The organism is Methylobacterium sp. WL18, assembly GCF_008040015.1.
In the GTDB taxonomy this organism is placed as follows: Bacteria; Pseudomonadota; Alphaproteobacteria; order Rhizobiales; family Beijerinckiaceae; genus Methylobacterium; species Methylobacterium mesophilicum.
Genome location: NZ_VRVD01000442.1, coordinates 1 through 3,915 on the forward strand (window position 1 = coordinate 1; position 3,915 = coordinate 3,915).

The following is a 3,915-nucleotide window of genomic DNA, read 5'->3' on the forward strand; positions in this document are numbered from 1 at the left end:
ACCGCTGAGTGTCCCGAGCCAGTCGAGGCACTGGCGGAACTGGCTGATGTTGGGAGCCGCGCCGCCGCCGATCTTCACCCCGGTGCCGGTCTTCACCTGGACGGGCTTCTACGCGGGTCTCGAGTCGGCCTACACCTTCACCGACAACCAGCGCATCACCACCGTCGGCGTCCTGCCGGGCAACGTCGCCAACGTGCAGGCTGGACGCCGCCCGTTCCTGACCTCGACCTCGCAGGACGGCTTCGCCAACATCGGCGGCACCGCCGGCTACAACTATCAGTTCACGCCGGGCTCCGGCATCGTCGTCGGTATCGCCAACAGCATCGACTGGACTGACATCACCAAGAACCGGGTCATTCTGGGTACGCCGAATGCCGGCGGCACGGCTCCCAACATCAGCCAGTTCCGCCAGAGCCTCGACTGGCTCGGCACCCTCACCGGCCGCGTCGGCTACGCGTTCGACCGGGTCATGGTCTACGGCATGGGCGGTCTCGCCTACGGCAACGTGTTCCACGATGCGAACTTCTACACACCGGGCGGCGCCCTGCAGTTCGCCGGCCGCTACGACGACTTCAAGACCGGCTTCGCCTACGGCGGTGGCATCGAGTTCGCCATCCCGACCGACAGCTTCCTGAACACCTTCGCGGTCGGCAAGTATCTCGGCATCAAGTACGACGCCGTGACCATCAAGGCCGAGTACCTGCACTACGACCTCGGCAGCCAGAGCGTTCTGGTCGGCGCCATCCCGGGCGTCGGCACCGGCTCGTACATCTCGCGCTTCCGGACCGAGGGCAGCATCGTCCGCGCCGGCTTCAACTACAAGTTCGGCGGCTTCTAGGACTTCGCCACAGACACCGGCCCGGGAGCGATCCTCCCGGGCCATCCTTCGAGGGCGCGTGCCGGGACCGGTGCGCGCCCTTTTTCGTTGTGTTGTGGTCGGTTGCTTGCTGAGTACGCGAGAGCCGTGCCCGACCGCGTTGGTTCGGGCACGGCTCTCGGCTCTTGGTTTGACGCGCTCTCCGACGAACCGGAGCCACTTCGTCGAAGAGCGCTCTAGCGGGCGCGCAGATGCGCGATCAGCCGGGCCGCCGCCTCTTGCGGCGCGCCCGTGTTGAGGATGGTGAGGTCGGCCGAGACCCGGACCTCGCGGGCCAGGCGCGCGGCGACGTCCCCGTCCTCCGGCCGGTCCCGGGCCGCGATCCGGCGTGCCAGGACCTCGGCAGGCGCCGTGACCTCGACCACGCTGACCGGCAGGCCGCTGCCCCGGGCCTCCTCGACGATCCGGCGGGAGACGTTGCAGACCACCACGCGATCGCCGCGCGCGCATTCGGCGGCCTGCGCCGGGATCGCGTAGCCCAGGCCGTGCGCCCGCCAGTGCAGCGTGAACACGCCAGCCGCACAGCCCCGTGCGAAGGCGGCCTCGTCGATCTCGTCGTTGTCCTCGTCGCCCGACGGCGGCCGGGTCACCAGGCGGCTGGGGAAGACGTAGCGCGGGTCGCCCGCCAACTCCGCCCGGGCGAGCCGGATCAGCGTATCCTTGCCGGCCCCGCTCGGGCCGACCACCAGGACCAGGCAGCCCGCCATCAGGCGACCCGCCGGCCGGTGCGCCAGACCTCGCGGACCACTGGAACCCCTTCGGCGCGCTGGACCCGCACGAGGTCGGCCCGCAGGCCGGGCGTCAGGGCGCCGCGGTCGGTCAAGCCGGTGGCGCGGGCGGGGTTGGCCGTGACGGTGGCCAGCGCCTGCGGCAGCGAGATCCCGGATGCCTGCTCGGGCAGCAGGAACGCGGCCATCAGCAGGCTCGCGGGCACGTAATCCGACGACAGGATGTCGAGGTGGCCGGCCTCGGCCAACGCCAGGGCGGCGACGTTGCCGGAATGCGACCCGCCGCGGATCAGGTTCGGCGCGCCCATCATCACGGTGATCCCCCGCCCGTGCGCGGCCTCGGCCGCCTCCAGAGTGGTCGGGAACTCGGCGAGCGCCACCCCCTCCCCGACCGCGAGTTCCACATCGGCCAGGGTCGTGTCGTCGTGGCTCGCCAGGGGTATGCCCATGTCTTTCGCGAACTGGACCAGGGCTGGGCGGTTGCGGCCGTTGAGGGCCTTGCCCTCCCGGATCTTGCGCTCGGTGTTGAGCCGGATCTCCTCCAGGGTCCGGCCGCCCCGCGTGGCGTAGGTGTAGTACTTCTCCATGTCGCGGAACTGGCGCTGGCCCGGGGTGTGGTCCATCAGCGAGATCAGGCCGATCGTGTACTGCGCCTTGAACTCGGCCACCGTGTCGAGGACGTCCGCCGAGGGCAGCTCGCAGCGCAGATGCGTGAAGTGCTCGGCCCGGAACAGGTTGCCGGCCCGCGCGGTCTCGATCGCGGCGGCCAGCTGCTTCAGCTCGGAGCCGAGGCCGCTGCCGTCGGGGTCGCTGCCGGCGCGCAGGGAATCGAACACCGTGGTGATGCCCGAGGCGGTGATCTGCGCGTCGTAGGCCAGCACCGCGCCGAGGGGATGCCAGCGCACCTTGGGCCGGGGCGCGAAGTGGCTCTCGAGATGGTCGGTGTGCAGCTCGATCAGCCCGGGGATCAGGTGGTCGCCGCCGAGATCGAGGCCGCGCTCGGGCGGCCGCCCGGTGCCGATCTCCGCGATCAGGCCGTCGGCCACGGCGAGCCAGCCGTGCTCGACGCGGTCCGGCAGGACCAGGCGCGCGTTCTCGAGGATCATGTCGCTCATCGGGTCTCCTCAGGCCGCCCGGGCTTGCGCGAAGCGGGTCACGTCGACGATTCGCGTCGCCACGGCATCGCGCATCTCGCCGTCGTGGAAGATGCCGAGCACGCCGGCCCCCGCCGCCAGCTTCTCGCGGACGAGCTCGGCGACCACGGCGCGGTTGCTGGCGTCCAGCGATGCGGTGGGCTCGTCGAGCAGCAACAGCGGCCGGTCGGCGATCAGCCCCCGGGCGATGTTCACGCGCTGCTGCTCGCCCCCCGAGAAGGTCGCGGGCGGCAGGCTCCAGAGCCGGTCGGGCAGGTTCAGCCGGGCGAGCAGGGTCTTGGCCCGGGCGCGGGCCTCGTCCTCGGACAATCCGCCCTCGCGGCCGGCGGCCTCGACCACGTCGAGGGCCGAGACCCGCGGGATCACCCGCAGGAACTGCGACACGTACGCGATGACCCGGGCGCGCAGCGACAGGATGGTGCGCGGGTCGGCCCGGACCACGTCGATCGCGGCGCCGCCGTCGCGGACCAGGATCGTGCCGGCATCGCAGCGGTAGTTGCCGTAGGCCATCTTCAGGAGCGAGGACTTGCCGGCGCCCGAGGGGCCGCCGAGCACCACGCACTCCCCTGGCGCCACCGCGAGGCTCACGCCGCCCACAACCGGGAGCACCACGCCGCCGCGCAGGTGCAGGGTGAAGCTCTTGGCGACGTCCTGGAAGGTCAGAAGCGCGGTCATGCGGCGAGCACCGAGGAGACGAGGAGCTGGGTGTAGGCGTGCTCGGGGTCGTCGAGCACCCGGTCGGTCAGCCCGGTCTCGATCACCCGGCCGGCCCGCATCACGGCGATCCGGTGCGAGAGCAGGCGCGCCACCGCGAGGTCGTGGGTGACGATGATCACCGCGAGACCGAGTTCGGCCGAAAGCCGCCGGATCAGGTCGAGGAGCCGGGCCTGGACCGAGACGTCGAGCCCCGAGGTCGGCTCGTCCATCAGCACCAGCCGGGGGCCGGTGACGAGGTTGCGGGCGATCTGCAGGCGCTGGCGCATGCCCCCGGAGAACTGGCTCGGCGGGTCGTCCACGCGGGCCGCCTCGATCTCGACGCGGCCGAGCCAGTCGAGCGCCTGGCCGCGGATCCGGCCGTAATGGCGCTCGCCCATGCCCATCAGCCGCTCGCCGACGTTGCCGCCGGCCGAGACCGCCATGCGCAGGCCCTGGCGGG

5 protein-coding genes are annotated in these 3,915 nt (G+C 71.6%); 1 reads left to right on the plus strand and 4 read right to left on the minus strand.

The genetic code is table 11. From position 1 onward, the window contains the following. The first annotated feature begins 82 nt into the window (after positions 1–82). Positions 83–838, plus strand: a complete 756-nt coding sequence (locus FV228_RS22520) for a porin family protein (protein WP_246693995.1) — start codon at positions 83–85, stop codon at positions 836–838. A gap of 215 nt (positions 839–1,053) precedes the next feature. Here the strand turns inward: FV228_RS22520 and FV228_RS22525 are convergent, their stop codons facing one another. From FV228_RS22525 to FV228_RS22540, 4 genes are all read right to left on the minus strand, one after another. Then, positions 1,054–1,584 carry an AAA family ATPase gene (locus FV228_RS22525; RefSeq protein WP_147856636.1) on the minus strand — a complete coding sequence of 177 codons (531 nt, stop codon included), beginning with the start codon at positions 1,582–1,584 and terminating at the stop codon, positions 1,054–1,056. Then, a complete protein-coding gene (locus FV228_RS22530; protein WP_147856637.1) occupies positions 1,584–2,720 on the minus strand; it encodes an alpha-D-ribose 1-methylphosphonate 5-triphosphate diphosphatase in 1,137 nt (378 codons plus the stop codon). The genes FV228_RS22525 and FV228_RS22530 overlap by 1 nt, the downstream gene beginning before the upstream one ends. A gap of 9 nt (positions 2,721–2,729) precedes the next feature. Beyond that, the gene (gene phnL, locus FV228_RS22535) at positions 2,730–3,434 is read right to left on the minus strand and encodes a phosphonate C-P lyase system protein PhnL (RefSeq protein ID WP_147856638.1); all 705 of its coding nucleotides are present in this window, start codon (positions 3,432–3,434) and stop codon (positions 2,730–2,732) included. Continuing rightward, the coding region (locus FV228_RS22540; protein WP_147856639.1) for an ATP-binding cassette domain-containing protein at positions 3,431–3,915 on the minus strand (485 nt) is incomplete at its 5' end. The genes FV228_RS22540 and phnL, both read right to left, overlap by 4 nt.

Excerpts from the sequence above, each read along its gene's own strand:
- phnL (WP_147856638.1), bottom strand. The coding sequence starts at position 3,434 with ATGACCGCGCTTCTGACCTTCCAGGACGTCGCCAAGAGCTTCACCCTG.
- FV228_RS22525 (WP_147856636.1), bottom strand. The coding sequence starts at position 1,584 with ATGGCGGGCTGCCTGGTCCTGGTGGTCGGCCCGAGCGGGGCCGGCAAG.
- FV228_RS22530 (WP_147856637.1), bottom strand. The coding sequence starts at position 2,720 with ATGAGCGACATGATCCTCGAGAACGCGCGCCTGGTCCTGCCGGACCGC.